A 21803-nucleotide genomic window follows, 5' to 3' on the forward strand; every position below is an offset into this window, starting at 1 on the left:
TTATGACCCAAATCGACTACACCCGCGCCGCCAAATACTTCCTACTGCAGGACTTCTGGGTCGGCATGAAGCTGGGGCTGAAGTATTTCTTTGCCCCCAAGGCCACCGTGAACTACCCGCACGAAAAGGGCCCTCTGTCGCCGCGGTTCCGGGGTGAGCACGCATTGCGCCGTTACCCCAACGGCGAGGAACGCTGCATCGCCTGCAAACTGTGCGAGGCGATCTGTCCGGCGCAAGCCATCACCATCGACGCCGAACCGCGCGAAGACGGCAGCCGCCGCACCACGCGCTATGACATCGACATGACGAAATGCATCTATTGCGGTTTCTGCCAGGAGGCGTGCCCGGTCGATGCCATCGTCGAAGGTCCGAACTTCGAATTCGCGACAGAAACCCGCGAAGAGCTGTTCTACGACAAGGAAAAACTGCTGGAAAACGGTGAACGCTGGGAAGCCGAGATTGCCCGCAATCTGGAAATGGACGCGCCATACCGATGAATGACAGCCCGACAAATCCGTTCGAGCTAATGATGAAGCAGGCTCAGGACATGGCCAGGGCGATGAACCCGGCGATGGAGAGTTTCTCGCCCAAAGGGTTCGAAGCTTTGTGGCCGACCATGCCGAAAGAGGTCATGGAGATGATGTTCGGCAACACCGTCAACAAAGACGGGCTGGATGCCAAAACACGCCTGCTGCTGACACTGGCGGGGCTGACCTGTCAGGGCGCGCAGGCGGACGCGGCGGTGCGCCAGACCGTGCGCCACGCGCTGGAAGCGGGCGCAAAGAAACAAGAGATCGTGGAAACGATCGGTCAGATGTCGGTCTTTGCCGGCATCCCGGCCATGACCCGCGCGCTGGATCTGGCGCAAGAGGTCATGGGCGATAACGAGGATGAGGATCAATGACCGTCTTTGCCTTCTACCTGTTTGCCATCAGCGCCATCACCGGCGGGCTGTTCACGGTGATCAGCCGTCAGCCGGTGCACTCGGTACTGTGGCTGATCCTGTCCTTCCTGTCCGCGGCGGGGCTGTTCGTTCTGCTGGGGGCCGAGTTCGTGGCGATGCTGCTGATCATCGTCTATGTCGGCGCGGTCGCGGTTCTGTTCCTGTTCGTGGTGATGATGCTGGACGTGGACTTTGCCGAGCTCAAGGCCGAGATGGCGCGCTATATGCCACTTGCCTTGCTGATCGGTCTGGTCATCCTGATGCAGTTCGTCATGGCCTTCGGCGCATGGGACAGCGCGCAGGGGGCTGCGGCCAATCTGGCGCAACCGGTTCCAGCAGACCGCCACAACACCGAGGCGCTCGGCGTCATCCTTTATGATCAATACTTCCTTCTGTTCCAACTGGCGGGCCTGATCCTGCTGGTCGCCATGATCGGCGCCATCGTGCTGACCCTGCGCCACCGCCAGGACATAAAACGTCAGGACATCATCGGCCAGATGATGCGCGACCCGGCCAAGGCGATGGAGTTGAAGGACGTGAAATCGGGGCAGGGGTTGTGAGACGATTTTCGAAGCATATCCCTGCGATCTGTCTCGCTTGGGTCGCGTTGAGCAACGCTTCTTACGCTTGTTCGTCGGCCTCAATGGCAGGCATCCTGATGGACACGGATACAGAGTATCACTGGGATGTACTCGACAAGATCCGCAACCAAGAAGGCGGCGAAGGCATATTTCCTATTGCCCGTGGGCATTACTGTAGTTTTGCCTTTGCTGGCGAATACGATAATTACTTTGGAACACCGGTTAGCAAAGTCAAGTCAGGCTTTCTGGTGCAAACGGTCCACAGGCTGGATGCATGTAGTCCTGAAACCAACTTGGTGATCACTGATTGCCAGACCGTGCAGGCTATCATCCTGCTCGGGAAAGGACCTTATCCAGAAGAGAGCCAAGCTCAAATTGCTGGATTTACGCCAAGCCTTATTGGGCACCATCTTGCACCCGAAGGCCCGTTAGAAATTTCTGAATTCGACAACGTGAATGATCTGCGCGCCCAAGCGTCGGAGATTGGTCTTCGTTCCTACGACCAAAGCGAATTCGATGAATTCTACGAGTACCGTTTGGACAACGATTCGATAGACGCATTTTGCGGCTGCAAACTCTACTACCCCGACTCGCCAGGAGCGAAGCTATGATCGGACTTGAACACTATCTTACGGTCGCGGCGACGCTGTTCGTTATCGGCATCTTCGGTCTCTTCCTGAACCGCAAGAACGTCATCATCCTGCTGATGAGCATCGAACTGATGCTGCTGGCGGTGAATATCAACCTCGTGGCGTTCTCCAGTTTCCTCGGCGATCTGGTCGGGCAGGTGTTTACGTTGTTCGTGCTGACTGTTGCAGCGGCCGAGGCGGCGATTGGTCTGGCCATTCTGGTCTGTTTCTTCCGCAACCGCGGCACTATCGCGGTTGAAGACGTCAACATGATGAAGGGGTAAGGGATTATGGAAACCACCATCCTCTTTGCCCCGCTGGTGGGCGCTCTGCTCTGCGGGTTCGGCTGGAAGTTCATTGGCGAAAAGGCCGCCATGTGGACCGCCACGGGCCTGCTGTTTCTGGCCTGTCTGCTGTCGTGGATCGTGTTCTTCACCTTTGACGGCCACACCCAGCAGATCGAGGTCATGCGCTGGATCGAGAGCGGGTCGCTGTCGACAAGCTGGGCGGTGCGTCTGGACCGTCTGACCGCGATCATGCTGATCGTGGTGACGACGGTCTCGGCACTGGTGCACCTCTATTCCTTCGGCTACATGGATCACGATCCGCAATGGCGCGAAGGCGAAAGCTATAAGCCGCGCTTCTTTGCTTATCTGTCCTTCTTCACCTTCGCCATGCTGATGCTGGTGACGGCGGACAATCTGGTTCAGATGTTCTTTGGCTGGGAAGGCGTGGGCCTCGCCTCATACCTGCTGATCGGGTTCTATTACCGGAAACCTTCTGCCAATGCCGCGGCAATCAAGGCGTTCATCGTCAACCGGGTGGGTGACTTTGGCTTTGCGCTGGGGATTTTCGCTCTGTTCTTCCTGACGGACAGCATCAATTTCTCGGACATCTTTGCGTCGGCCCCGACTTTGGCGGAGACGCAACTGCACTTCCTGTGGGGTGAGTGGACGGCGATCGAAGTCATCTGTGTGCTGCTGTTCATCGGTGCGATGGGTAAGTCGGCACAGCTGATCCTGCACACGTGGCTGCCAGACGCGATGGAAGGCCCGACGCCTGTGTCGGCGCTGATCCACGCTGCGACCATGGTGACTGCGGGTGTGTTCCTGGTCTGCCGCATGTCGCCGCTGATGGAATTCGCACCGGGTGCGACCGGGTTCATCACCGTGCTGGGCGCCTCGACCGCGTTCTTTGCCGCGACCGTTGGTCTGGTTCAGACCGACATCAAGCGCGTCATCGCCTATTCGACCTGTTCGCAGCTGGGCTATATGTTCGTGGCTGCGGGTGTCGGCATGTATTCGGCGGCGATGTTCCACCTGTTCACGCACGCCTTCTTCAAGGCGCTGTTGTTCCTTGGCGCCGGCTCGGTGATCAACGCGATGCATCACGAGCAGGAGATGACCGTGTATGGCGGCCTCCGGAAAAAGATCCCCTATACATTCTGGGCGATGATGATCGGTACACTGGCCATCACTGGCGTGGGTATCCCCCTGACGACGTTTGGCTTTGCGGGGTTCCTATCCAAGGACGCCATCATCGAAAGCGCCTATGCTGGTGGTTCAGCCTATGGCTTCTGGCTGCTTGTGATCGCGGCTGCGTTCACGTCGTTCTACAGCTGGCGTCTGATCTTCCTGACCTTCTATGGCGAGCCGCGCGGCGACAAGCACACGCATGAGCATGCGCATGAAAGCCCGATGACCATGCTGGTGCCGCTGGGTGTGCTGTCGCTGGGTGCTGTCTTTGCGGGCATGATCTGGTACGGCAATTTCTTTGGCCACGCGGACAAGGTCGGCAAGTTCTATGGCATTCCGGTTGCCGAAGCGTCAGAACATGCCGAGGCGGATGCACATGCCGACACGGCCCAGGCGGATGACAGCCATGCCGATGACGGTCACGGGGAAGAGGCCGCGCATGATGAGAAGGCCGAGAAGGGTGGCGATCATCACTATGTCTTTGCGGGTGAGCCGGGCGAGGGTGCGATCTATATCGCGCCGGACAATCACATTCTGGACGACGCGCACGCCGCTCCGAAATGGGTCAAGGTCTCGCCCTTCGTCGCGATGGTGCTGGGCTTTGTTGTGGCCTATTGGTTCTACATCGTGAACACGTCGCTGCCGGCGCGTCTGGCCGCGAACCAGCGTCCTCTGTACCTGTTCCTGCTGAACAAGTGGTACTTTGACGAGATTTACGATGCGATCTTTGTCAAACCCACCGTCGCGTTTGGCCGGTTCCTGTGGAAACGCGGTGATGGCAACACGATTGACGGCTTCCTGAACGGGGTCGCGATGGGCGTTGTTCCCTTCTTTACCCGCCTCGCAGGCAAGGCGCAGACGGGCTACATCTTTACTTACGCCTTCTGGATGGTTCTGGGTATCGCCGCCCTGGTCACCTGGATGTCGATCGGCGGAGGCGCACACTAATGGATAATATCCTCTCCATCGTCACCTTCATCCCCGCCGTGGCGGCAGGCATTCTGGCCCTGTTCCTGCATGGCGAGGACGCGGCCGCGCAGCGCAACGCGAAATGGGTTGCGCTGGTTGCGACCACTGTGACGTTCCTTGTCTCGATCGGCATCTATACCGGCTTTGATCCGTCAAACACCGGCTTCCAGATGGTGGAAGAAGGCGAGTGGCTGATGGGCCTGAAATACAAGATGGGCGTTGACGGAATCAGCGTTCTCTTCGTGCTGCTGACCACCTTCATCATGCCGCTGACCATTCTGGCCAGCTGGCAGGTCACCGACCGCGTCAAGGAATATATGATCGCCTTCCTGCTGCTTGAAACGCTGATGCTGGGCGTGTTCATGGCATTGGATTTGGTGCTGTTCTACCTGTTCTTCGAGGCGGGTCTGATCCCGATGTTCCTGATCATCGGCGTCTGGGGCGGCAAGGACCGGATCTATGCCAGCTTCAAGTTCTTCCTCTACACCTTCCTCGGCTCGGTTTTGATGCTGGTGGCGATGGTTGCGATGTATTCCGATGCGGGCACCACGGATATCGAGGCATTGATGAGCCATCAGTTCTCGTCCGAAGGGTTCAGCGTTCTGGGAATTTACGTCGTAGGCGGCTTGCAGACGCTGATGTTCCTGGCCTTTTTTGCCTCGTTTGCCGTGAAAATGCCAATGTGGCCGGTGCACACCTGGCTACCCGACGCGCACGTTCAGGCGCCGACGGCTGGCTCAGTTGTGCTGGCGGCGATCCTGCTGAAGATGGGCGGTTACGGCTTCCTGCGGTTCAGCCTGCCGATGTTCCCTGTGGGCTCAGCCGTTATGACCGATCTGGTGCTGTGGATGTCGGCCATCGCAGTAGTTTACACCTCGCTGGTGGCGCTGGTGCAGGAGGATATGAAAAAGCTGATCGCTTATTCCTCGGTCGCCCACATGGGCTTTGTGACCATGGGGATTTTCGCAGCAAACCAGCAGGGCGTGGACGGGGCAATCTTCCAGATGCTCAGCCACGGGTTCATTTCGGCCGCGCTCTTCCTGTGTGTTGGCGTCATCTATGACCGGATGCACACCCGCGATATCGAGGCTTATGGCGGTCTGGTCATTCGTATGCCTGCCTATGCGCTGGTCTTCATGCTGTTCACAATGGCCAATGTCGGCCTGCCGGGCACATCCGGGTTCATCGGCGAATTCCTGACGCTGATGGGCGCGTTCCAGGTCAACACCTGGGTGACGGCTGTGGCGGCATCCGGCGTGATCTTTTCGGCGGCTTATGCGCTGTGGCTGTACCGTCGGGTCGTGTTCGGTGATCTGATCAAGGAAAGCCTCAAGGCGATGACGGATATGAGCTCGCGCGAGCGGCTGATCTTTGCGCCGCTGATCGTGATGACCATTCTGCTGGGCGTGTACCCGTCGCTGGTGACCGATGTGATCGGCAATTCGACCGCCGCGCTGATTTCGAACTATGACACGGCTCTGGCCGCGGCTGAGATCGCGACCCAGACGGCCGCATCGCATTAAGGGAGCTTCGGAGACATGATCCAGGCTGATCTGACAATAATCCTGCCGGAAATCGCTCTGGCCGTGTATGCGATGGCCGCCCTGATCGGGGCCGTCTACACGACGAAGGACGGGCTGGCGCCGGTTCTGGTCTGGGCCACCGCAGGGCTGATGGTGCTGCTGTCCTTCTGGATCGCCACCAATGGTGATGGCACCAACGTGGCCTTCAACGGCATGTTCGTCGATGATGGATTCTCGCGCTTTGCCAAGGTCGCGATCCTGCTATCTGCCGCTGCCGTTCTGGTGATGAGCCAGGATTACATGACCCGCCGCGGGTTGTTGCGGTTCGAATACCCGCTGCTGGTGGCGCTTGCTGCCGTGGGCATGATGATGATGGTCAGTGCAGGCGATCTTATGTCCCTGTACATGGGGTTGGAACTGCAGTCGCTGTCGCTGTATGTCGTGGCCGCGCTGCGCCGCGACAGCGCCAAATCCACCGAGGCGGGTTTGAAATACTTCGTTCTGGGCGCGCTCAGCTCAGGCCTTTTGCTGTACGGCGCGTCGCTGGTCTACGGCTTCACGGGAACCACGCTATTCTCGGGTATCATCCAGACGGTGCATCACGGCGACGTTTCGGTCGGCCTGCTGTTTGGTCTAATTTTCCTGATCTCGGGCCTTGCATTCAAGGTCTCGGCTGTGCCGTTCCATATGTGGACGCCGGACGTCTACGAAGGTTCGCCCACGCCGATCACCGCTTTTTTCGCCACGGCGCCAAAAGTGGCCGCGATGGCCTTGTTTGCACGCCTGATGCATGACGCCTTTGGCGGTATCGTCAAGGACTGGCAGCAGGTGATCGTGCTGCTGTCCGTTCTGTCGATGCTGCTGGGTGCCGTTGCAGCGATTGGTCAACGCGACATCAAGCGTCTGATGGCATTCTCGTCGATTGCCCATATGGGGTATGCGCTGATTGGTTTGGCGGCCGGCACCGAAATGGGCATCAAGGCAATGCTGATGTATCTGGCGATATACGTGACAATGAATATCGGCACCTTTGCCTTCATCCTGATGATGGAGCGCGACGGCAAGCCGGTCACGGATATCGACGCGTTGCGCCAGTATTCTAAGCGCGACCCGGGCAAAGCTCTGGCCGTTCTGATCCTGATGTTCAGCCTTGCGGGCGTGCCGCCGATGCTGGGTTTCTTTGCCAAATTCGGTGTCTGGCAGGCAGGTGTCAGTGCTGGTCTGACAGGGCTGGTCATTGTTTCGGCCATCGCGTCGGTCATCGGCGCATTCTATTACCTGCGGATCGTGTTCTACATGTATTTCGGGGACGAGAACGAAGATCCGATCGAAACGCATTCCACGCCGGTATTGTGGGTTGCCCTGATGGGCTCGGCCGCGCTGATGCTGGTTGGCGTGTTCTATCAGTTCGGCATCGAAGGCGCGGCGGCCGCCGCGGCGGCAACACTTGTCAACTGATGGGATGGCCTTTCAGGCGCAGGGGGCTCGGTCGCCTGACCGGGCCTTCTTGGCATGACGGACTGGCCGCAGGGGTATGGCCTGCATGTCCTGCAGGAAGTTGACAGCACTCTGAACGAGGCTGCCCGGATTGCCCCGACAATTCAGGGGCCAGTGTGGATCATGGCCCACAGCCAGACAGCGGCCCGGGGGCGACGGGGGCGGGCCTGGGCGAACCCCATGGGCAATCTGGCGGCGACGCTTCTGATGCGTCCCGAAGGCAACCCGGAACAGGCTGCCTTACGCAGCTTTGTCGCGGCGCTGGCTCTGTTTGATGCCTGTGTCGCGGTTACCGGACGGGCAACCGGTCTTTCGCTCAAATGGCCCAATGACGTGCTTTTGAATGGTGGAAAACTGGCCGGCATCCTGTTGGAAAGCACAGGCCAGGGGCGCGGCATTTCGCATTTGGCCATCGGGATTGGTGTTAACCTCTCGGAAGCGCCGCCGCTGCACGCGGTCGAAGCGGGCGCGGTGCGGCCTGTTTCGCTGTTGTCGGAAACAGGGGTCGATGTCACCCCCGAGGATTTTCTGACGGAACTCGCGGTATCCTATGCCGATTTCGAGCACCAGTTCGTCACTTACGGGTTTGAACCCATCCGAACCGCCTGGCTGACCCGCGCGGCCCGTTTGGGGCAGGTGATCACTGCTCGGACGGCCGCGTCCGAGACGGTTGGAACCTTTGAAACAGTGGACGCAAGCGGCAACCTTGTCTTAAACACTGCCAAAGGACGCGTCAGCATTCCTGCGGCGGATGTGTTTTTCTGAAAGGGGCTCAGATGCTTCTGGCAATCGACTGCGGCAACACCAATACGGTATTCTCGATCTGGGATGGCGAGAAGTTCCTGTGCACGCTGCGCACCTCGACCCACCATTCCCGGACGGCGGACGCGTATTTCACCTGGTATTCCACGCTGGTGAAACATTACGGGATCGAGGCCGACATCACGGATGTGGTCATCGCTTCGACCGTTCCGCGTGTGGTGTTCAACCTGCGCATTTTTTCCGATCGCTTCTTTGGCTGCCGCCCGCTGGTTGTGGGCAAGCCCGAATGCCTTCTGCCTGTGGCCCCGCGGATTGATGAGGGCACGATCCCCGGTCCGGACCGTCTGGCCAATGCGGTGGGCGCGTTTGATCGTCATGGCGGTGACGTGGTGGTGGTTGATTTCGGAACGGCGACCAATTTCGACGTTGTTGCCACGGACGGGGCCTATGTCGGGGGCATCATCGCGCCCGGTGTGAACCTCAGCCTCGAAGCGCTTCATCAGGGGGCGGCGGCGCTGCCGCATATCGACATCACGCGCCCGGAAAAAGTGATTGGCACAAATACTGTTGGCTGCATCCAGTCCGGCGTGTATTGGGGCTATTCCGGGTTGATCGAAGGGTTGATTGCCCGCATCAGGGCGGAATATGGAATGCCGATGAAAATCGTCGGCACCGGGGGGCTTGCGCCTCTGTTCGATCAGGCCGATGTCGGGTTTGACGCGATCGAAGATGATCTGACGATGCACGGGCTGACCGTGATACATCGCTATAACAAGGATAATGGCTCGACATGAGCAGTGAACGACTGATCTATCTGCCGCTGGGCGGTGCAGGCGAAATTGGCATGAACGCGTATGTCTACGGCTATGGCAAGCCGGGGCAGGAGCGTCTGATCCTGGTGGATCTGGGGGTTACTTTTCCCGACATGGACACGACGCCGGGCGTCGATCTGATCCATGCCGATATTTCGTGGTTGCAGGAACGGGCCGACCGGCTGGACGCAGTGTTCATCACCCACGCGCACGAAGATCACGTGGGCGCCGTTGCCCATTGTTACGATGCGTTGGGTGCGCCGGTCTATGCCCGCGCCTTTACCGCCAACATCGCCCGCCGCAAGATGGACGAACACGGTCACCCCGAGGACGCGGTGCGAACCCTTTCAGCCTGGCCCGAACAGGTTTCAGTTGGTCCCTTTTCCGTCGGATTCCTGCCCGTCTCGCATTCCATCCCGGAAAGTGCCGCGCTGGTGATTGATACCCCCGCGGGGCGCATTGTGCATTCCGGCGATTTCAAGCTGGACGCGAACCCTGTGGTCGGCGAGCCATTTGACCCGGACTTGTGGGCCGAGGTTTCCAGAACCGGCGTCAAGGCGCTGGTCTGTGACAGCACCAACGTGTTTTCCACCCATGCCGGACGCTCGGAATCCGAAGTTGGGCCCGAGATCACAAGTCTGGTGGAAAATGCCGAAAGCATGGTGGTTGCGACCACTTTTGCTTCGAACGTGGCACGGGTGAAGACGCTGGCCGAAGCGGGCCAAAGGGCCGGGCGTTCGGTCGTGTTGCTGGGGCGCGCGATGCGGCGGATGATCGAAGCAGCGACGGAAACCGGCATTCTTACCGATTTTCCCAAGGTAATCAGTGCCGAAGAGGCGGTAGATCTGCCGCGCGAGAGCCTGATGCTGATTGTAACCGGCAGTCAGGGTGAACGCCGCGCCGCCAGCGCGCAACTGGCGCGGGGCAAGTATCGCGGGCTGGAACTGAAGGAAGGCGATCTGTTCCTGTTCTCGTCCAAGACCATCCCCGGAAACGAGCGTGGCGTGATCTTCATCATCAACCAGCTCAGCGAAAAGGGCGTGGATGTGGTCGATGACAGCTCGGGCCTGTATCACGTTTCAGGTCATGCCAACCGCCCGGACCTAGAAAAAGTGCATGCGCTTGTCGATCCCCAGATGGTCATCCCGATGCACGGCGAACACCGCCATCTGCGGGAACACGCCAAACTGGCCGAAGCTGGCGGGCGCACTGGAATCCTGGCGGTCAACGGCACCATGCTGGATCTGACCGGCAACGCGCCAGAGGTTGTGGACTATGTCGAAACCGGGCGGACCTATCTGGACGGAACTGTCAAGATCGGTGCATTGGACGGTGTGGTGCGCGACCGTATCCGCATTGCGCTGAACGGTCATGTGACGGTCACTGTAATACTGGATGACGAGGACGAACCGCTGGGTGAACCCTGGTGCGACACGATGGGCCTGCCCGAGATCGGATCATCCCGCGCCGCGCTGGTCGAGGTTTTGGAAGAGGACCTGAATCAGTTCCTCATGCGCGCTGACGCCAAGACATTGCGCGACGACGACAAGCTGGAAGAAGCCATGCGCCGCATCGTTCGCCAGACCGCAAGGGACGAGATTGGCAAAAAGCCCGAGGTGACGACGGTAATCAGCCGGATGAAATAACCAGCGCGGATCAGTCGGTTTCGGGCATCGGGTACCCTTTGAGCTGCAGAAACAGGCTTGCTTCCTGATTGTGCTGATAAAACGGCACTGTGTCGGGTGGCTCGGTGCTGGTGATCCGCGCGGCGATTTCGGCCAGAACAACTTCGGTGATAAATGGCAGGTCCAGATCGCGCGCCCGGTCGAGCGGGACCCATTGCAGATGGGACAACTCGTCAGACGCGCGGCTGAAATCGTCCAGATCGCCCTGAATCGCCTGCGCATCCGCCAGAAAGAACCGTGCATCAAAGCGACGCGAGCGGCCCGGCGGGGTCACGGCGCGGAACACAAATTGCAAGGCCCGCGCCGCAGGCTGAAACCCCATTGACGCAAAGCTCTGCCAGTTGTCGGGGAGGGGGCCCTGCCATTCGCCGGGGTCACCCAGAACCAGACCGGTTTCCTCCCACAACTCACGGATCGCCGCAGCAGCCAGCGCGGTCTGCAATGCAGGTTGTGAGTCCTCGGCCAACCGGGCGTTGCACAGGGCAGGAAGCCCGGTGGACAGGGTCACATCGGCATCTGTTGCATCCACGGCACCGCCCGGAAACACGAACTTGTTCGGCATGAACGCAGCTTTGGCGCCTCGTTGTCCCATCAGGATCGATGGTTCGGTCAGACGGTCGCGCAGGACGATGATCGTCGCTGCATCCCGTATCGCTGATTTATCTTCGGTCATGCGCAGCGCGACCCGTCCGCCCGGATCATTGCGCTTTTTCGAACCCGTGCATGCGGCGTGCCCATTGATAGGCGACGACAGCCCCCTTCATGCGCGGCAGCAGGAACAGCGACAAGGCGGTGCAGCCAATGGCAAAGATCAGGAACATGGTCATCGGCTCGGGACGCCATTCCACATATGTCACATGCAGGGCCGGGGCCAGCAGGTGACCGACCAACAAAATGGTCAGATAGGCCGGGCCGTCATCCGCCCGGTGATGAAACAGCTCCTGACCGCATTTGGCACAGCTGTCATTCACCTTCAGGTAGCCATGCAACAGCTTGCCTTCGCCGCATTTCGGGCAGCGACAACGGAACCCTTTGACCAGCGCTGGCCAGGTCGGGCGGTCGTTCTCGGTCGTAGTGTCGATCGTTTGATCTGTCATTTTGATACTCGCGCGTTCGATTTCGGGGGATATTGCGCTTGTTTTGCCCCGCAGAAAAGGGGGGTGCGTCGCTTTGCGCCGCAGCAAATCACCGGACCCCCTGAATTTGAACGCAAAGCGCCGGGAATTTTTTTTGCCATTTTCGCGACGGAACCCGCCATCCTGACCGTTTTAACCTATGTGAGCAGCGGCAAAAGGGCCGCAAAAACAAAGGGAATACGATATGAACAGCGCCAAATTCATTCCGGCCATCCTGATCTCGGCTTTGGCCATCACAGGCACCTCGGTTCTGGCTGCCGGGCCCAGGGATCGCGAACCGGTGACCTTTCAGGAACTGGACGCCAATGGCGATGGCCAGGTGACGCGTGAAGAACTGCAGGCCCACAGGAATCAGCGTTTCGCTGATGCCGATGCCAATGGCGACGGTCAGTTGAGTGTCGAGGAAATGCAGGCCGCCGGTCAGCAGAAGGTCAATGATCGCGTGACCAAGATGTTCGAACGGCACGACGCCAATGAGGACGGATTTCTGACCGAGGACGAGTTGCCCAAACCGCGGCGTGCTGGCAAGATGTTTGACCGTATCGACGCAGATAACGACGGGTCGATCTCGGAACAGGAATTTGCCGATGCAAAAGACAGGATGGGCCGGCATCACAAAAAGCGCGACAAGGCGGGCTCTGACGACAGCTGATGAAGGATGGAGGATCTGACCTCCCCGATACAAGATGTTCGCGGCGCGCGCAGTGCCGCGGACGATTTCGGTGACGAAACGCTGCTGCGGAGGTTTGCCGAAGGCGATGCCGTTGCTGCGCGCATGCTGACGGACCGTCTGGGTCCGCGCAGTTTTTCTGTGGCTCTGCGCATATTGGGGAACCGGGCCGAGGCTGAAGACGTGACGCAGGAAGCGATGATGCGGTTGTGGAAAATGGCTCCGAACTGGGTTTCCGGACAGGCCAAGGTTTCGACATGGTTGTATCGCGTCACGCTGAACCTTTGTGTGGACGCAAGACGCAGGAAACGCCCCGACAGGCTGGCGGATGTGCCGGAACCGGAAGACGCTGAGCCTAGTGTGGCGGAACGAATGCAGGACATGGCGCGCAAGGATGCGCTTCAGGTCGCGTTGTCGCAACTGCCCGAGCGGCAGAGACAGGCCGTGGTCTTGCGGCATATCGAAGAATTGCCCAACCCCGAGATAGCAGGGATCATGGGCATTTCGACCGAAGCGGTGGAAAGTCTTACGGCACGTGGAAAGCGGGCATTGACGGCCATACTGGCCGGACGGCGACACGAACTGGGGTATGATGATGGCTGAAAACGATACGGAACTGGATCAGTTGTTTGCCCAGGCTCGGCAAAACCGGCCCGAGTTGCCGGACGATCTTGCGGTGCGCATTCTGACGGATGCCGAGGCCGTGCGCCTTGAACGGGTGTCGTCGAAAACGCGGCCGCGCCGTTCAGCATGGGCGCGCGTGCTTGACGGGATCGGCGGCTGGCAGAGCATGGGCGGGCTGGTCGCAGCCAGTGCCGCAGGCGTCTGGATCGGGTTTTCGGCACCGGAGTTTCTGCCTGATCCGGCGGCGTATATCTACGCGCAGGATGTCAGCTTTGTCGTCGCAGACCTGGGTCTGGACACTACTTTTCTGGAGGACGCGGAATGAGCGATAATCCCAAGCCAAAAAGAAGGTGGATATCGGTTCTGCTGACCATTTCGCTGGCCCTGAACCTTTTGATCGTCGGAGTTGCACTGGGCACCGTGTACCGGGTCAAAGGCGGCGATCACGGCAAGGCGCCACCCGGATTCGGTTCGGCCCTGTACCGTGCGTTGCCAAAGGATGACCGAACAGCCCTGCGTGGTGAACTATCTGATCGGCATCAGAAGGGTGCCAAACTCAGATCGGCCGACTTTCAGGCGCTCAGCGCGGCCTTGCGGGCCGAACCCTTTGACCCGGCTGCCGTTCAGGTATTGCTGCAGCAACAGGCGCAATCGATGGCCGACATGCAGGTAGCCCTGCAGGAGAAGTGGCTGGCCCGTGTTACCGAGATGAGCGACGATGAGCGGCAATTGTATGCCGACCGGCTGGAGGATGTGGTGCATCGCCGGTCGCATTGGCGAAAGAAAAGGGACTGACCCCCGTCTTATGCTGCGGCCTGCCTGACCCGCACCTGATTGCGCCCGGCCGATTTTGCGGCATAAAGAGCAGTATCTGCTGACTTTATCAGGCGTTCCAATGGCGCGGGCTGATACGAATGCGGGGCTTGCCCGGGGCGGGTTGCGATCACGCCGATACTGATGGTGACTGGTATCGGGACCGGCGCGTCGGGCAGGTCGAACGGTCTCTGACGGATACACTTGCATAGCTTTTTGGCGAGTTTGACCGCTTTGTCCTGAGTGGTGTCTGAGAGCCCAATCATGAACTCCTCTCCTCCGATGCGGGCAACGAAACCAGCGGCCCCGACGGTTTGTTGCATCCGTGCGGCCGCTTCGGCCAGCACCCGGTCACCGCCGGTATGTCCGAACCTGTCATTGATCGCCTTGAAGTGATCCAGATCGGCGAGCATCACCGCGAAACCCCGTCCGGTCTGCGCAGATTGAAGGGCGATCTTGTCCAGGGCACGCATCGCGTACCGCCTATTGTGCAACCCGGTCAGAGGGTCCACCCAGGATTGGGCGATACCGCGACGCAACGAGGCCCGCATCTGGTCGACCCGCGCCTTTCGGGCGATCTGGTTTTCCAGCCGCAACATGGTCTCTTTGGCGCAGAAAGAGCCGACACACACTGAATCCGCCCCGCGATCCAGCGCCTCGGACGCCAGATCGGGATTCTCGCTTTCCAGAATTCCGATCAGAACGGTGTGCCGCGTTGCCCCGCGCGATCTCAGGTCGGCCAGCAGGTTCAATTCCGACGGGCTTGCGCCCAGTTCTATCACGATGGCGTCCGGCACCGGCCCGCTCAGCAGAGACTGAAGGTTTGTCGGAGCATGTGTGCTGAACTGGTGCCGCGCGTTTTTGGACAGGGCCTTATGCCAAGCGGCACCTGTACGCGACGTCTGCGTCAGTATCGCAACCCGGGCCGCCTCGGGGCGCGTGACCAGGGGCGCGGCGGGTTCCGCAAAGCCGACGGGTTGCGCTCCGTTGCTTGCTTGTAAATCCTGAGCTTCAGCGCGCGCCCGCAGCAGGCTGCGCACCCGGGCAAGCAGAAACGTGTCTTTGAACGGATGAGCGAGAACGTCGTCCAGACCATCCGCCAGAGCCTTCAGTCTGGCCGCCTTGTCGTTCTGCGGAGCAATCGCAACCACGGGAACGTCAGTCAGGTCGGGGTCGGCGGTGACCAGCCGCTTGACATCTGCAGCCGTGCCATCCGGCAGGCTGTGCGAAGTCAGCACCAGATCGGGTTTCACGCGCCGCAAAAGCCCATCGAGGTCCCTCAGCCTTTCACCCTGCACGACGTGATACCACGCCGCCGTTAGCTGAACCTTCAACATGATGCGATTGGTCGAAGTCCCGTCGAGGACAAGGATAGTACCCTGCACGGACATATCAGTCACCGTTGATTGCATGCGTTGCCAAAGTGTTTATGAGTCTGGTTAACAAACCCTTTCCAAATACCGATCCGGGGTCACATTTATGCCAATCTCTGCCCAATCCGCTGAAACGCTGGCCCTGAATGTTCTGGGTTGGCTGGTCGGGAACGATGAATTGCTGCCCGTTTTTCTGGGGTCGACCGGCGCATCGGCGGGCGAATTGCGGGACAGGGCGGCCGAGCCTGAGTTCCTGGGGTCAGTGCTTGAGTTTCTGATGCTTGACGATTCGTGGGTAGTCGCCTTTTGTGACGCCAATTCCGTGCCTTACGAACTGCCCGGTCAGGCCCGCGCGGTTCTGTCCGGGGGTGCGGATGTTCACTGGACCTGACCCAACAACTTTGCAGGAGCATGCAATGCCCATCGACGCGATCCTGTTCGACAAGGACGGAACCCTGTTTGACTTTGCCAACACGTGGGGGGCGTTCGGACGCAACCTGCTGCTGCGGCTGTCTGGCGGAGATATCGCGCGTGCAACCGAGCTGGGCCGCGTCATCGGTTTCGATCTGGAACAGCTTGTCTATGCCCCGGACAGCATCGTCATAGCCGGAACCGTCGAAGAAGTCGCCGAGGTGCTGGCACCCCACATGCCGGAATTGTCAGATGCGGATCTGATCGACCTTCTGAACACGGAATCGGCCTCTGCGCCGCAGGCCCCGGCGGTTCCGCTGGTGCCGTTTCTGGACGGGTTGCGTCAGGCGGGTTTCAAGCTGGGGGTTGCCACCAATGATGGCGAGATGCCCGCGCTGCGGCATTTGGCGTCGGTTGGTATTCGCGACCATTTCGATTTCGTCGCCGGCTATGACAGCGGTCACGGGTTCAAGCCGGGTCCAGGGCAACTGCTGGCATTTGCGGCCCATGTCGGCGTCGCGCCAAGCCAGGTTGCGATGGTCGGCGACAGTTTGCACGATCTGCAAGCCGGGCGCGCGGCCGGAATGACGACAATCGGGGTTCTGACCGGGCTGGCACCGGAAGACGCGCTGGCCCCGATGGCGGATGTCGTTTTGCCCGATATCGGGCACATCCCCGGCTGGCTGGCACAAAACTGACTGCCCGCGCGTCAAATTCGGCGGTTCGGGATTTGAAACCGACATAGGTTGTCGCAGACAGAGCGGCCTGTTGTCCGGCTTCGGGGCTTGCTTGTACCAAAGCAAGCTCCGGAGGTTCCAATGGCTGATACAAAAACACGCAGACGTCGCAGTGGCGGGCGGGCCGGTGCCGCCGAACGCCGCGGCAGCGCAGTGATCGACCAGATGCCCTGGAATCCTCCGGTCAATACCGACAATCCGACCGAACCGCTGGATGCCGGGGGAATCGAGGCGATCCACGAGGGCGCGATGCGTATCCTCGAAGAGATCGGCGTTGAGTTCTACAATGAAGAAGCCATCGGTATTCTGCGAGAGGCCGGGTGCACTATCGACGGGGACAATGTCCAGATGGGGCGGGATTTTGTCATGGAGATGATTGCAAAGGCTCCGTCTCAGTTCTCGATCACCCCACGCAACCCGGACCGAAAGATCGTGATCGGTGGCAAGAATCTGTTGTTCGGCAATGTGTCGTCGCCGCCGAACTACTGGGATATGGAAATTGGCACGAAAGTATCCGGCACCAGGGAAATGTGCCGGAATTTGTTGAAGCTGACCCAGTATTTCAACTGTATCCACTTTGCGGGCGGCTACCCGGTCGAGCCGGTCGACATCCATGCCAGCGTTCGTCACCTGGACGTCCTCTATGACAAGCTGACGCTGACCGACAAGGCGATGCACGCCTATTCGCTGGGCAAGGAGCGTGTCGAGGACGTGATGGAGATGGTCCGGATTGCCGGCGGGCTGAGTCACGAGGAATTCGAGGCCGCCCCGCGAATGTACACCAATATCAACTCAACCTCGCCGCTGAAACACGACCATCCGATGATTGATGGCTGTCTGCGACTGGCACGGCGCGGGCAGGCCATCGTGGTGACGCCGTTTACTCTGGCTGGGGCGATGGCGCCGGTCACAATGGCGGGGGCCGTGGCGCAATCGCTGGCCGAGGCCCTGTGCGCGATTGCCCTGTTCCAATATGTGCGCCCGGGGATTCCCTGTGTCATCGGCACATTTACGTCCAACGTGGACATGAAATCCGGCGCTCCGGCCTTTGGTACGCCGGAATACATGCGGTCGACCCAGATGACGGGGCAGATGGCGCGCTACTATGGCTTGCCGATGCGGTCGTCTGGGGTGTGCGCCGCCAACGTGCCAGACGGGCAATCGGTTTGGGAGACCTCAAACTCGCTGTGGGCGGCTGTGCAGTCCGGTACGAATATGGTTTATCACGCCGCCGGCTGGCTGGAAGGCGGGCTGATCGCAAGTCCGGAAAAATTTATTATGGATTGCGAAATACTGCAGCAAATCCAACGCTATATGCAGCCTGAAATCACGGCGACCGGACCTGACGAGATTGCTTTGGATGCTATCCGGGCGGTGGGCAATGACGGTCATTTCTTTGGTATTCAGCACACTCAGGAACGGTACACCACAGCCTTTTACCAGCCGTTCCTGAGCGACTGGAAAAACTACGAAGGCTGGGACGTGGCCGGGGGTGTCTGGACCGCCGAACGGGCCCATCACATGTTCAAGGAAATCATCACCAGCTTTGAGCCTCCAGCGCTGGACGAAGGCATTCGCGAAGAACTGGCTGAGTTTGTTACCCGTCGCAAAGCCGAAGGCGGGGCGCCGACGGATTTCTAGTTTGTTCTGAAGAAGTTCCAGTTTGATACCTGGCGTCTTTGGCGCAACCTCCGCGGGGATTTTGGCGTTTTATTAAGAAATTTCAGACCAGATTGGGCGTGAAACCAATCTGGGGCTTTTCATGCACGGTCTGATCAATCGGGCGATACAATCCTTTGTGGGGGCGACCTATGGGCAGTCCTGCTGGTTGCGCGTGACCGAAGCAGCGGATCTGGGTTTCGTCGAATTCGAGGCCATGCTTGTCTATGACGATGACGTGACGACCAGGGTGCTGGATGCGCTCTGCGCCGATCTGAACAGGCCGCGCCCCGAAGTTCTGGAGGATCTGGGAACATATCTTGTCTCGCACCCCAAAATGGAGGGTTTGCGCAGGCTGTTGCGTTTCGGCGGCGTGAGCTACGTGGAATTTCTGCATTCACTGGACGACTTGTCCGATCAGGTCAGGCTGGCCGTCTCGGACCTCAGCCTACCTGAACTGGAACTCAGGGAAGTGACGCCGACAGAGTACCAACTGTGTTGCTGCCCGGGCCTGCAGGGATATTCCAGTGTAATGGTCGGGGTTTTGCGTGCCATGGCCGATGATTACGGTGCCTTGGCAATGTTGTCTCATGACGGACGGGACGGCGAGGCCGAGGTAATTTCGATTGTCCTTGTGGAAAGCGCCTTTGCAGAAGGGCGGCATTTTGATCTGGGGGCGCGCAAGTCATGATTGATACCGGTGATCTGGCGGCCTTGCTGGAGACGCTTTGCCCGATGTTTGTGCTTGTGGACAAAGACGGGCGGATTCAGCGCGTCGGGCCTACCTTGCAGAAGTTGCGCCCGGATCAGCCGATGGCGGGCCAGAGCTTTCCGGACGTCTTCGAACTGGTTCGTCCGCGGACGGTGACGACCATCCCTGAGTTGATTGCACTTGCCGGGGCCAAGGTTCGCCTCAAGTTGCGCGGTACGCCGCGCACGGCGCTCAAAGGGTTGGTTGCCCCGCTGCCAGAGGGGCAGGGGGCGGTAATCAACCTGTCCTTCGGGATTTCAGTATTGGATGCTGTGCGGGATTATGACCTGACCAGCGCGGATTTCTCGGGAACGGATCTTGCGATCGAACTGCTTTACCTGGTCGAGGCCAAATCCGCCGCGATGGAGGCATCGCGCTCGCTGAACATGCGCTTGCAGGGGGCAATGTTGGCAGCAGAGGAGCAGGCATATACAGACATGCTGACCGGGCTCAAAAACCGACGGGCGATGGATGTCTTTCTGGGGCACCTGATCTCAGGGAGTTCTCCGTTTGCCCTGATGCATCTGGATCTGGACTTCTTTAAGTCGGTCAACGACAGGTACGGGCACGCGGCCGGTGATTTCGTCTTGCAACAGGCCGCCCGCATCATGGTTGAAGAAACCCGAAGCGATGACACCGTTGCCCGCATCGGCGGGGATGAGTTTGTAATTATTTTTAAGGGGTTGGTCGACGAAGCTATTCTATCGACGATAGCGGCGCGGTTGATCGACAGGCTGAAAGAACCCATGACCTTTGAAAACAACATCTGCCGGATTTCAGCCAGCGTCGGAACGGCTTTGTCCACGCAGTTCAATTCCCCCAAAACCGCCGAAATCCTGCATGCCGCAGATCTGGCCCTGTATCAGGCAAAAAGGAAAGGCCGGTCTCGCCATTGCCTGTATTCCTCGTACGCGGGCACCCGGTTGCAAAACGGTGCATCTGGGGCATCGGGCGGGTAGTTGATGTCCGGCCGGTAGATTGGAAAAGTGCTGTGAGTACGGTTGTTGCACCCGTCTTACACTAAACCTCGTGGAAAACTCCGGTCAGCGTTTCGGCGATGTGGCGCTTTACATGGGGCAATTCGCCGACCACCGGCAAAACCCTACCCCGATAGGCCGCCTCGTTCAGCGCTTGGGGCACGTCCTCCAGAACATGCCCGCCGGTGCAGGCAAAGAAGGGCAGGCAAAGCGCCTGATCTGACAAACCCGCTGCGGCTTCTGCTATGGAGGGTGGTTCTTCGACAAAGCCAAGCTGGATGGAGCGGAAATTCAGGAGTTTCTCCAATTCTTCGGAAAACCCCGTGGCGACCGCAGAAGGGTTGCGACTGCGACCAGAGCCATGAGCGGCCAGAACAAGATCGGTGGCAGGGGCCGACCACCCGAACTCCGCCAACGCGTCCCCCAGTGCTTCAGCAGTTAGGGCCGGCAGCGCGGCATCTACGCCCAACGGGTCCAGGATCGGAAAGGGGCGGTTCTTCAGCCGTTTGGGCAGGGCGCTTGTGACAAACCAACCCTTGGCCATGAACAGCGGATACACAACGGTGTCATCTGGCACCCCTGCCAGTTTCGTTTCGAGCGCATTCGGGGCCGCCAATGTGGCTGAGCTGACGCGGACGCCCGGGCACAAAGCGTTCACTTGCGCGGCATAATCCGCCAACGCCCTTTCGGCCGGATCCGGGTCCGACGGCTGCCCATGTGCAACGATTATGGCGTGCGGCATTTGAATCATCCTGTCTGATTTCCCGATAGGTGTCTTCCGGCGGGTCAAAGTCAATGCATGGCGCGGTGATATCAACCCAAAAGCGTCAGCCAAAGCCAGACCGTCAGTATTGATGCCGCTGTGCCAATCAATACCGAAGAGGCGGCGACCCGTTTGGCCCGGCCATACATATTGGCGAAAATATATGCGTTGAATCCGGGTGCCATTGCCGCATTCATAACGCCGGAACGGAACAGATCCTGCTGCAAGCCGACGGATGTGCCGAACAGCCAAACAAGGCTGGGGTGCAGCATCAGGGAAACGGCGCAGACGAATGCTATGGCGCGCACGTCCCCTTCGGGTTTGTATTTTACCAATACACCGCCCAAGGCAAACAAGGCCCCCGGGAGTGCCGCGCGCGTCACCAGCCCCAATGCCTCATCCACAACCGCAGGAACCGCGATCCCGGACAGGTTGACGACAAATCCCAGAGCGATGCCCAGGATCAGCGCGTTGCGGAACATCGCCGAAAGCACCGACCGGACCATACGGGTTCCGGCATGGCCGCGATTTCGGATCACCTCCATCACGGTTATTCCGACGCCGTAGCAAAATGGGGAATGGAAGGCGATGATCGCGTAGTTCCCGGTCAGGTTTTCCGGTCCATAGGCGCGCTCGGTTATGGGCAGGCCCAACAGGACCGAGTTGGAAAACAGACAGCAAAAACCGATGGCAACGCAATCTTCCCAATCTCGATGAAAAATCAGGCGCGCGCCGAACAATCCGGCGGTAAAGCACAGGGCAGCGGCAGTGTAGAAGCTGATCAGCAGGCGGGGGTTGAAACTGGCGCTTAGGTCCAGATGGGATATTGCCAGAAACAACAGGCAGGGGATGGCAAAGCCCTGCGTGAACTTCATCAACCCGTCGATATGGATTTCGCGGAAATACCCCAGCCGGGTCGATGCGTAACCGGCCCCGATTACAAGGAAAACCGGCAGGATGACATCGATCAGGTTTTGCAGCATGTCACGGCCCCCTCAGAGTTTCCCGAGACG

Annotated in this window: 25 protein-coding genes; 20 read left to right on the top strand and 5 right to left on the bottom strand. The window is 59.4% G+C overall.

What is annotated here, in order from left to right:
* Positions 1 to 2 precede the first annotated feature (2 nt).
* From nuoI to ACR0D8_RS02765, 11 genes are all read left to right on the top strand, one after another.
* Complete coding sequence (nuoI, locus tag ACR0D8_RS02715) at positions 3 to 497, top strand: NADH-quinone oxidoreductase subunit NuoI (RefSeq protein ID WP_480644453.1); 495 nt, start codon at positions 3 to 5, stop codon at positions 495 to 497.
* A complete protein-coding gene (locus ACR0D8_RS02720) occupies positions 494 to 904 on the top strand; it encodes a carboxymuconolactone decarboxylase family protein (protein ID WP_480644455.1) in 411 nt (136 codons plus the stop codon). Before nuoI ends, ACR0D8_RS02720 begins: the two co-directional genes overlap by 4 nt.
* The gene (locus ACR0D8_RS02725; protein ID WP_480644456.1) at positions 901 to 1503 is read left to right on the top strand and encodes an NADH-quinone oxidoreductase subunit J; all 603 of its coding nucleotides are present in this window, start codon (positions 901 to 903) and stop codon (positions 1501 to 1503) included. The genes ACR0D8_RS02720 and ACR0D8_RS02725 overlap by 4 nt, the downstream gene beginning before the upstream one ends.
* A 98-nt stretch (positions 1504 to 1601) precedes the next feature.
* Positions 1602 to 2135 (top strand): hypothetical protein, encoded by a 534-nt coding sequence (locus tag ACR0D8_RS02730; protein ID WP_480644458.1) that lies wholly within the window; start codon positions 1602 to 1604, stop codon positions 2133 to 2135.
* The gene (gene nuoK / locus ACR0D8_RS02735) at positions 2132 to 2437 is read left to right on the top strand and encodes an NADH-quinone oxidoreductase subunit NuoK (RefSeq protein ID WP_005984024.1); all 306 of its coding nucleotides are present in this window, start codon (positions 2132 to 2134) and stop codon (positions 2435 to 2437) included. The genes ACR0D8_RS02730 and nuoK overlap by 4 nt, the downstream gene beginning before the upstream one ends.
* Before the next feature lie 6 nt (positions 2438 to 2443).
* A complete protein-coding gene (gene nuoL, locus ACR0D8_RS02740; RefSeq protein ID WP_480644459.1) occupies positions 2444 to 4576 on the top strand; it encodes an NADH-quinone oxidoreductase subunit L in 2133 nt (710 codons plus the stop codon).
* Positions 4576 to 6120 carry an NADH-quinone oxidoreductase subunit M gene (locus ACR0D8_RS02745; protein WP_475159180.1) on the top strand — a complete coding sequence of 515 codons (1545 nt, stop codon included), beginning with the start codon at positions 4576 to 4578 and terminating at the stop codon, positions 6118 to 6120. Before nuoL ends, ACR0D8_RS02745 begins: the two co-directional genes overlap by 1 nt.
* Before the next feature lie 15 nt (positions 6121 to 6135).
* On the top strand, positions 6136 to 7578 hold the full coding sequence (nuoN, locus tag ACR0D8_RS02750; protein WP_480644461.1) for an NADH-quinone oxidoreductase subunit NuoN: 1443 nt from the start codon (positions 6136 to 6138) through the stop codon (positions 7576 to 7578).
* Between the two features lie 54 nt (positions 7579 to 7632).
* Complete coding sequence (locus tag ACR0D8_RS02755; RefSeq protein WP_480644462.1) at positions 7633 to 8382, top strand: biotin--[acetyl-CoA-carboxylase] ligase; 750 nt, start codon at positions 7633 to 7635, stop codon at positions 8380 to 8382.
* Between the two features lie 11 nt (positions 8383 to 8393).
* Positions 8394 to 9173 carry a type III pantothenate kinase gene (locus ACR0D8_RS02760; protein ID WP_480644464.1) on the top strand — a complete coding sequence of 260 codons (780 nt, stop codon included), beginning with the start codon at positions 8394 to 8396 and terminating at the stop codon, positions 9171 to 9173.
* The gene (locus ACR0D8_RS02765) at positions 9170 to 10837 is read left to right on the top strand and encodes a ribonuclease J (protein ID WP_480644466.1); all 1668 of its coding nucleotides are present in this window, start codon (positions 9170 to 9172) and stop codon (positions 10835 to 10837) included. Before ACR0D8_RS02760 ends, ACR0D8_RS02765 begins: the two co-directional genes overlap by 4 nt.
* Positions 10838 to 10847: 10 nt before the next feature.
* Here ACR0D8_RS02765 and ACR0D8_RS02770 read toward each other — a convergent pair whose 3' ends face one another.
* The gene (locus tag ACR0D8_RS02770; RefSeq protein WP_480644467.1) at positions 10848 to 11549 is read right to left on the bottom strand and encodes an NUDIX hydrolase; all 702 of its coding nucleotides are present in this window, start codon (positions 11547 to 11549) and stop codon (positions 10848 to 10850) included.
* A gap of 25 nt (positions 11550 to 11574) precedes the next feature.
* The gene (locus ACR0D8_RS02775) at positions 11575 to 11973 is read right to left on the bottom strand and encodes a DUF983 domain-containing protein (RefSeq protein ID WP_475159188.1); all 399 of its coding nucleotides are present in this window, start codon (positions 11971 to 11973) and stop codon (positions 11575 to 11577) included.
* 223 nt (positions 11974 to 12196) lie between these two features.
* On the opposite strand from ACR0D8_RS02775, the gene ACR0D8_RS02780 reads away from it, so the two are divergent.
* The 4 genes from ACR0D8_RS02780 to ACR0D8_RS02795 are packed head-to-tail and all read left to right on the top strand — an operon-like array spanning position 12197 to position 14101.
* Positions 12197 to 12664: an EF-hand domain-containing protein gene (locus ACR0D8_RS02780; RefSeq protein WP_475159190.1), complete on the top strand. Its 468-nt coding sequence runs from the start codon at positions 12197 to 12199 to the stop codon at positions 12662 to 12664.
* Between the two features lie 6 nt (positions 12665 to 12670).
* On the top strand, positions 12671 to 13285 hold the full coding sequence (locus ACR0D8_RS02785) for an RNA polymerase sigma factor (RefSeq protein ID WP_475159191.1): 615 nt from the start codon (positions 12671 to 12673) through the stop codon (positions 13283 to 13285).
* Entirely contained in the window at positions 13278 to 13631 is a 354-nt protein-coding gene (locus tag ACR0D8_RS02790) for a hypothetical protein (RefSeq protein ID WP_480644469.1), read from the top strand. The genes ACR0D8_RS02785 and ACR0D8_RS02790 overlap by 8 nt, the downstream gene beginning before the upstream one ends.
* A complete protein-coding gene (locus ACR0D8_RS02795) occupies positions 13628 to 14101 on the top strand; it encodes a periplasmic heavy metal sensor (protein WP_480644470.1) in 474 nt (157 codons plus the stop codon). The genes ACR0D8_RS02790 and ACR0D8_RS02795 overlap by 4 nt, the downstream gene beginning before the upstream one ends.
* An 8-nt stretch (positions 14102 to 14109) precedes the next feature.
* Here the strand turns inward: ACR0D8_RS02795 and ACR0D8_RS02800 are convergent, their stop codons facing one another.
* A complete protein-coding gene (locus ACR0D8_RS02800; RefSeq protein WP_480644472.1) occupies positions 14110 to 15510 on the bottom strand; it encodes a diguanylate cyclase in 1401 nt (466 codons plus the stop codon).
* An 88-nt stretch (positions 15511 to 15598) separates the two neighbouring features.
* Here ACR0D8_RS02800 and ACR0D8_RS02805 point away from each other — a divergent pair, with 88 nt between their 5' ends.
* The 5 genes from ACR0D8_RS02805 (at position 15599) to ACR0D8_RS02825 (ending at position 20009) form a co-directional block, all read left to right on the top strand.
* Positions 15599 to 15883 carry a DUF3572 domain-containing protein gene (locus ACR0D8_RS02805; RefSeq protein ID WP_475159200.1) on the top strand — a complete coding sequence of 95 codons (285 nt, stop codon included), beginning with the start codon at positions 15599 to 15601 and terminating at the stop codon, positions 15881 to 15883.
* 25 nt (positions 15884 to 15908) lie between these two features.
* Positions 15909 to 16601: an HAD family hydrolase gene (locus ACR0D8_RS02810; RefSeq protein WP_480644474.1), complete on the top strand. Its 693-nt coding sequence runs from the start codon at positions 15909 to 15911 to the stop codon at positions 16599 to 16601.
* A 120-nt stretch (positions 16602 to 16721) separates the two neighbouring features.
* Entirely contained in the window at positions 16722 to 18281 is a 1560-nt protein-coding gene (locus ACR0D8_RS02815) for a trimethylamine methyltransferase family protein (RefSeq protein ID WP_480644475.1), read from the top strand.
* A gap of 121 nt (positions 18282 to 18402) precedes the next feature.
* A complete protein-coding gene (locus ACR0D8_RS02820) occupies positions 18403 to 18990 on the top strand; it encodes a heme NO-binding domain-containing protein (RefSeq protein ID WP_480644476.1) in 588 nt (195 codons plus the stop codon).
* Complete coding sequence (locus ACR0D8_RS02825) at positions 18987 to 20009, top strand: diguanylate cyclase domain-containing protein (protein WP_480644477.1); 1023 nt, start codon at positions 18987 to 18989, stop codon at positions 20007 to 20009. Before ACR0D8_RS02820 ends, ACR0D8_RS02825 begins: the two co-directional genes overlap by 4 nt.
* Before the next feature lie 61 nt (positions 20010 to 20070).
* On the opposite strand, the gene ACR0D8_RS02830 is transcribed toward ACR0D8_RS02825, so the two are convergent.
* Positions 20071 to 20769, bottom strand: a complete 699-nt coding sequence (locus ACR0D8_RS02830) for a CbiX/SirB N-terminal domain-containing protein (protein WP_480644479.1) — start codon at positions 20767 to 20769, stop codon at positions 20071 to 20073.
* Positions 20770 to 20840: 71 nt separating this feature from the next.
* The gene (locus ACR0D8_RS02835) at positions 20841 to 21773 is read right to left on the bottom strand and encodes an AEC family transporter (protein ID WP_480644480.1); all 933 of its coding nucleotides are present in this window, start codon (positions 21771 to 21773) and stop codon (positions 20841 to 20843) included.
* Positions 21774 to 21803: the final 30 nt, after the last annotated feature.

It is taken from the genome of Ruegeria sp. BG10, from assembly GCF_056538575.1.

What these genes read in the sequence shown, in the direction of transcription:
- ACR0D8_RS02770 (WP_480644467.1), bottom strand. Translation starts at nt 11,549, where the DNA reads ATGACCGAAGATAAATCAGCGATACGGGATGCAGCGACGATCATCGTC.
- nuoI (WP_480644453.1), top strand. Translation starts at nt 3, where the DNA reads ATGACCCAAATCGACTACACCCGCGCCGCCAAATACTTCCTACTGCAG.
- nuoN (WP_480644461.1), top strand. Translation starts at nt 6,136, where the DNA reads ATGATCCAGGCTGATCTGACAATAATCCTGCCGGAAATCGCTCTGGCC.
- ACR0D8_RS02760 (WP_480644464.1), top strand. Translation starts at nt 8,394, where the DNA reads ATGCTTCTGGCAATCGACTGCGGCAACACCAATACGGTATTCTCGATC.
- ACR0D8_RS02810 (WP_480644474.1), top strand. Translation starts at nt 15,909, where the DNA reads ATGCCCATCGACGCGATCCTGTTCGACAAGGACGGAACCCTGTTTGAC.
- ACR0D8_RS02830 (WP_480644479.1), bottom strand. Translation starts at nt 20,769, where the DNA reads ATGCCGCACGCCATAATCGTTGCACATGGGCAGCCGTCGGACCCGGAT.
- ACR0D8_RS02780 (WP_475159190.1), top strand. Translation starts at nt 12,197, where the DNA reads ATGAACAGCGCCAAATTCATTCCGGCCATCCTGATCTCGGCTTTGGCC.
- ACR0D8_RS02800 (WP_480644472.1), bottom strand. Translation starts at nt 15,510, where the DNA reads ATGTCCGTGCAGGGTACTATCCTTGTCCTCGACGGGACTTCGACCAAT.
- ACR0D8_RS02835 (WP_480644480.1), bottom strand. Translation starts at nt 21,773, where the DNA reads ATGCTGCAAAACCTGATCGATGTCATCCTGCCGGTTTTCCTTGTAATC.
- ACR0D8_RS02720 (WP_480644455.1), top strand. Translation starts at nt 494, where the DNA reads ATGAATGACAGCCCGACAAATCCGTTCGAGCTAATGATGAAGCAGGCT.
- ACR0D8_RS02825 (WP_480644477.1), top strand. Translation starts at nt 18,987, where the DNA reads ATGATTGATACCGGTGATCTGGCGGCCTTGCTGGAGACGCTTTGCCCG.
- ACR0D8_RS02815 (WP_480644475.1), top strand. Translation starts at nt 16,722, where the DNA reads ATGGCTGATACAAAAACACGCAGACGTCGCAGTGGCGGGCGGGCCGGT.
- ACR0D8_RS02775 (WP_475159188.1), bottom strand. Translation starts at nt 11,973, where the DNA reads ATGACAGATCAAACGATCGACACTACGACCGAGAACGACCGCCCGACC.
- ACR0D8_RS02805 (WP_475159200.1), top strand. Translation starts at nt 15,599, where the DNA reads ATGCCAATCTCTGCCCAATCCGCTGAAACGCTGGCCCTGAATGTTCTG.
- ACR0D8_RS02790 (WP_480644469.1), top strand. Translation starts at nt 13,278, where the DNA reads ATGGCTGAAAACGATACGGAACTGGATCAGTTGTTTGCCCAGGCTCGG.
- ACR0D8_RS02755 (WP_480644462.1), top strand. Translation starts at nt 7,633, where the DNA reads ATGACGGACTGGCCGCAGGGGTATGGCCTGCATGTCCTGCAGGAAGTT.
- nuoK (WP_005984024.1), top strand. Translation starts at nt 2,132, where the DNA reads ATGATCGGACTTGAACACTATCTTACGGTCGCGGCGACGCTGTTCGTT.
- ACR0D8_RS02820 (WP_480644476.1), top strand. Translation starts at nt 18,403, where the DNA reads ATGCACGGTCTGATCAATCGGGCGATACAATCCTTTGTGGGGGCGACC.
- ACR0D8_RS02765 (WP_480644466.1), top strand. Translation starts at nt 9,170, where the DNA reads ATGAGCAGTGAACGACTGATCTATCTGCCGCTGGGCGGTGCAGGCGAA.
- ACR0D8_RS02745 (WP_475159180.1), top strand. Translation starts at nt 4,576, where the DNA reads ATGGATAATATCCTCTCCATCGTCACCTTCATCCCCGCCGTGGCGGCA.
- ACR0D8_RS02795 (WP_480644470.1), top strand. Translation starts at nt 13,628, where the DNA reads ATGAGCGATAATCCCAAGCCAAAAAGAAGGTGGATATCGGTTCTGCTG.
- nuoL (WP_480644459.1), top strand. Translation starts at nt 2,444, where the DNA reads ATGGAAACCACCATCCTCTTTGCCCCGCTGGTGGGCGCTCTGCTCTGC.
- ACR0D8_RS02730 (WP_480644458.1), top strand. Translation starts at nt 1,602, where the DNA reads ATGGACACGGATACAGAGTATCACTGGGATGTACTCGACAAGATCCGC.
- ACR0D8_RS02725 (WP_480644456.1), top strand. Translation starts at nt 901, where the DNA reads ATGACCGTCTTTGCCTTCTACCTGTTTGCCATCAGCGCCATCACCGGC.
- ACR0D8_RS02785 (WP_475159191.1), top strand. Translation starts at nt 12,671, where the DNA reads ATGGAGGATCTGACCTCCCCGATACAAGATGTTCGCGGCGCGCGCAGT.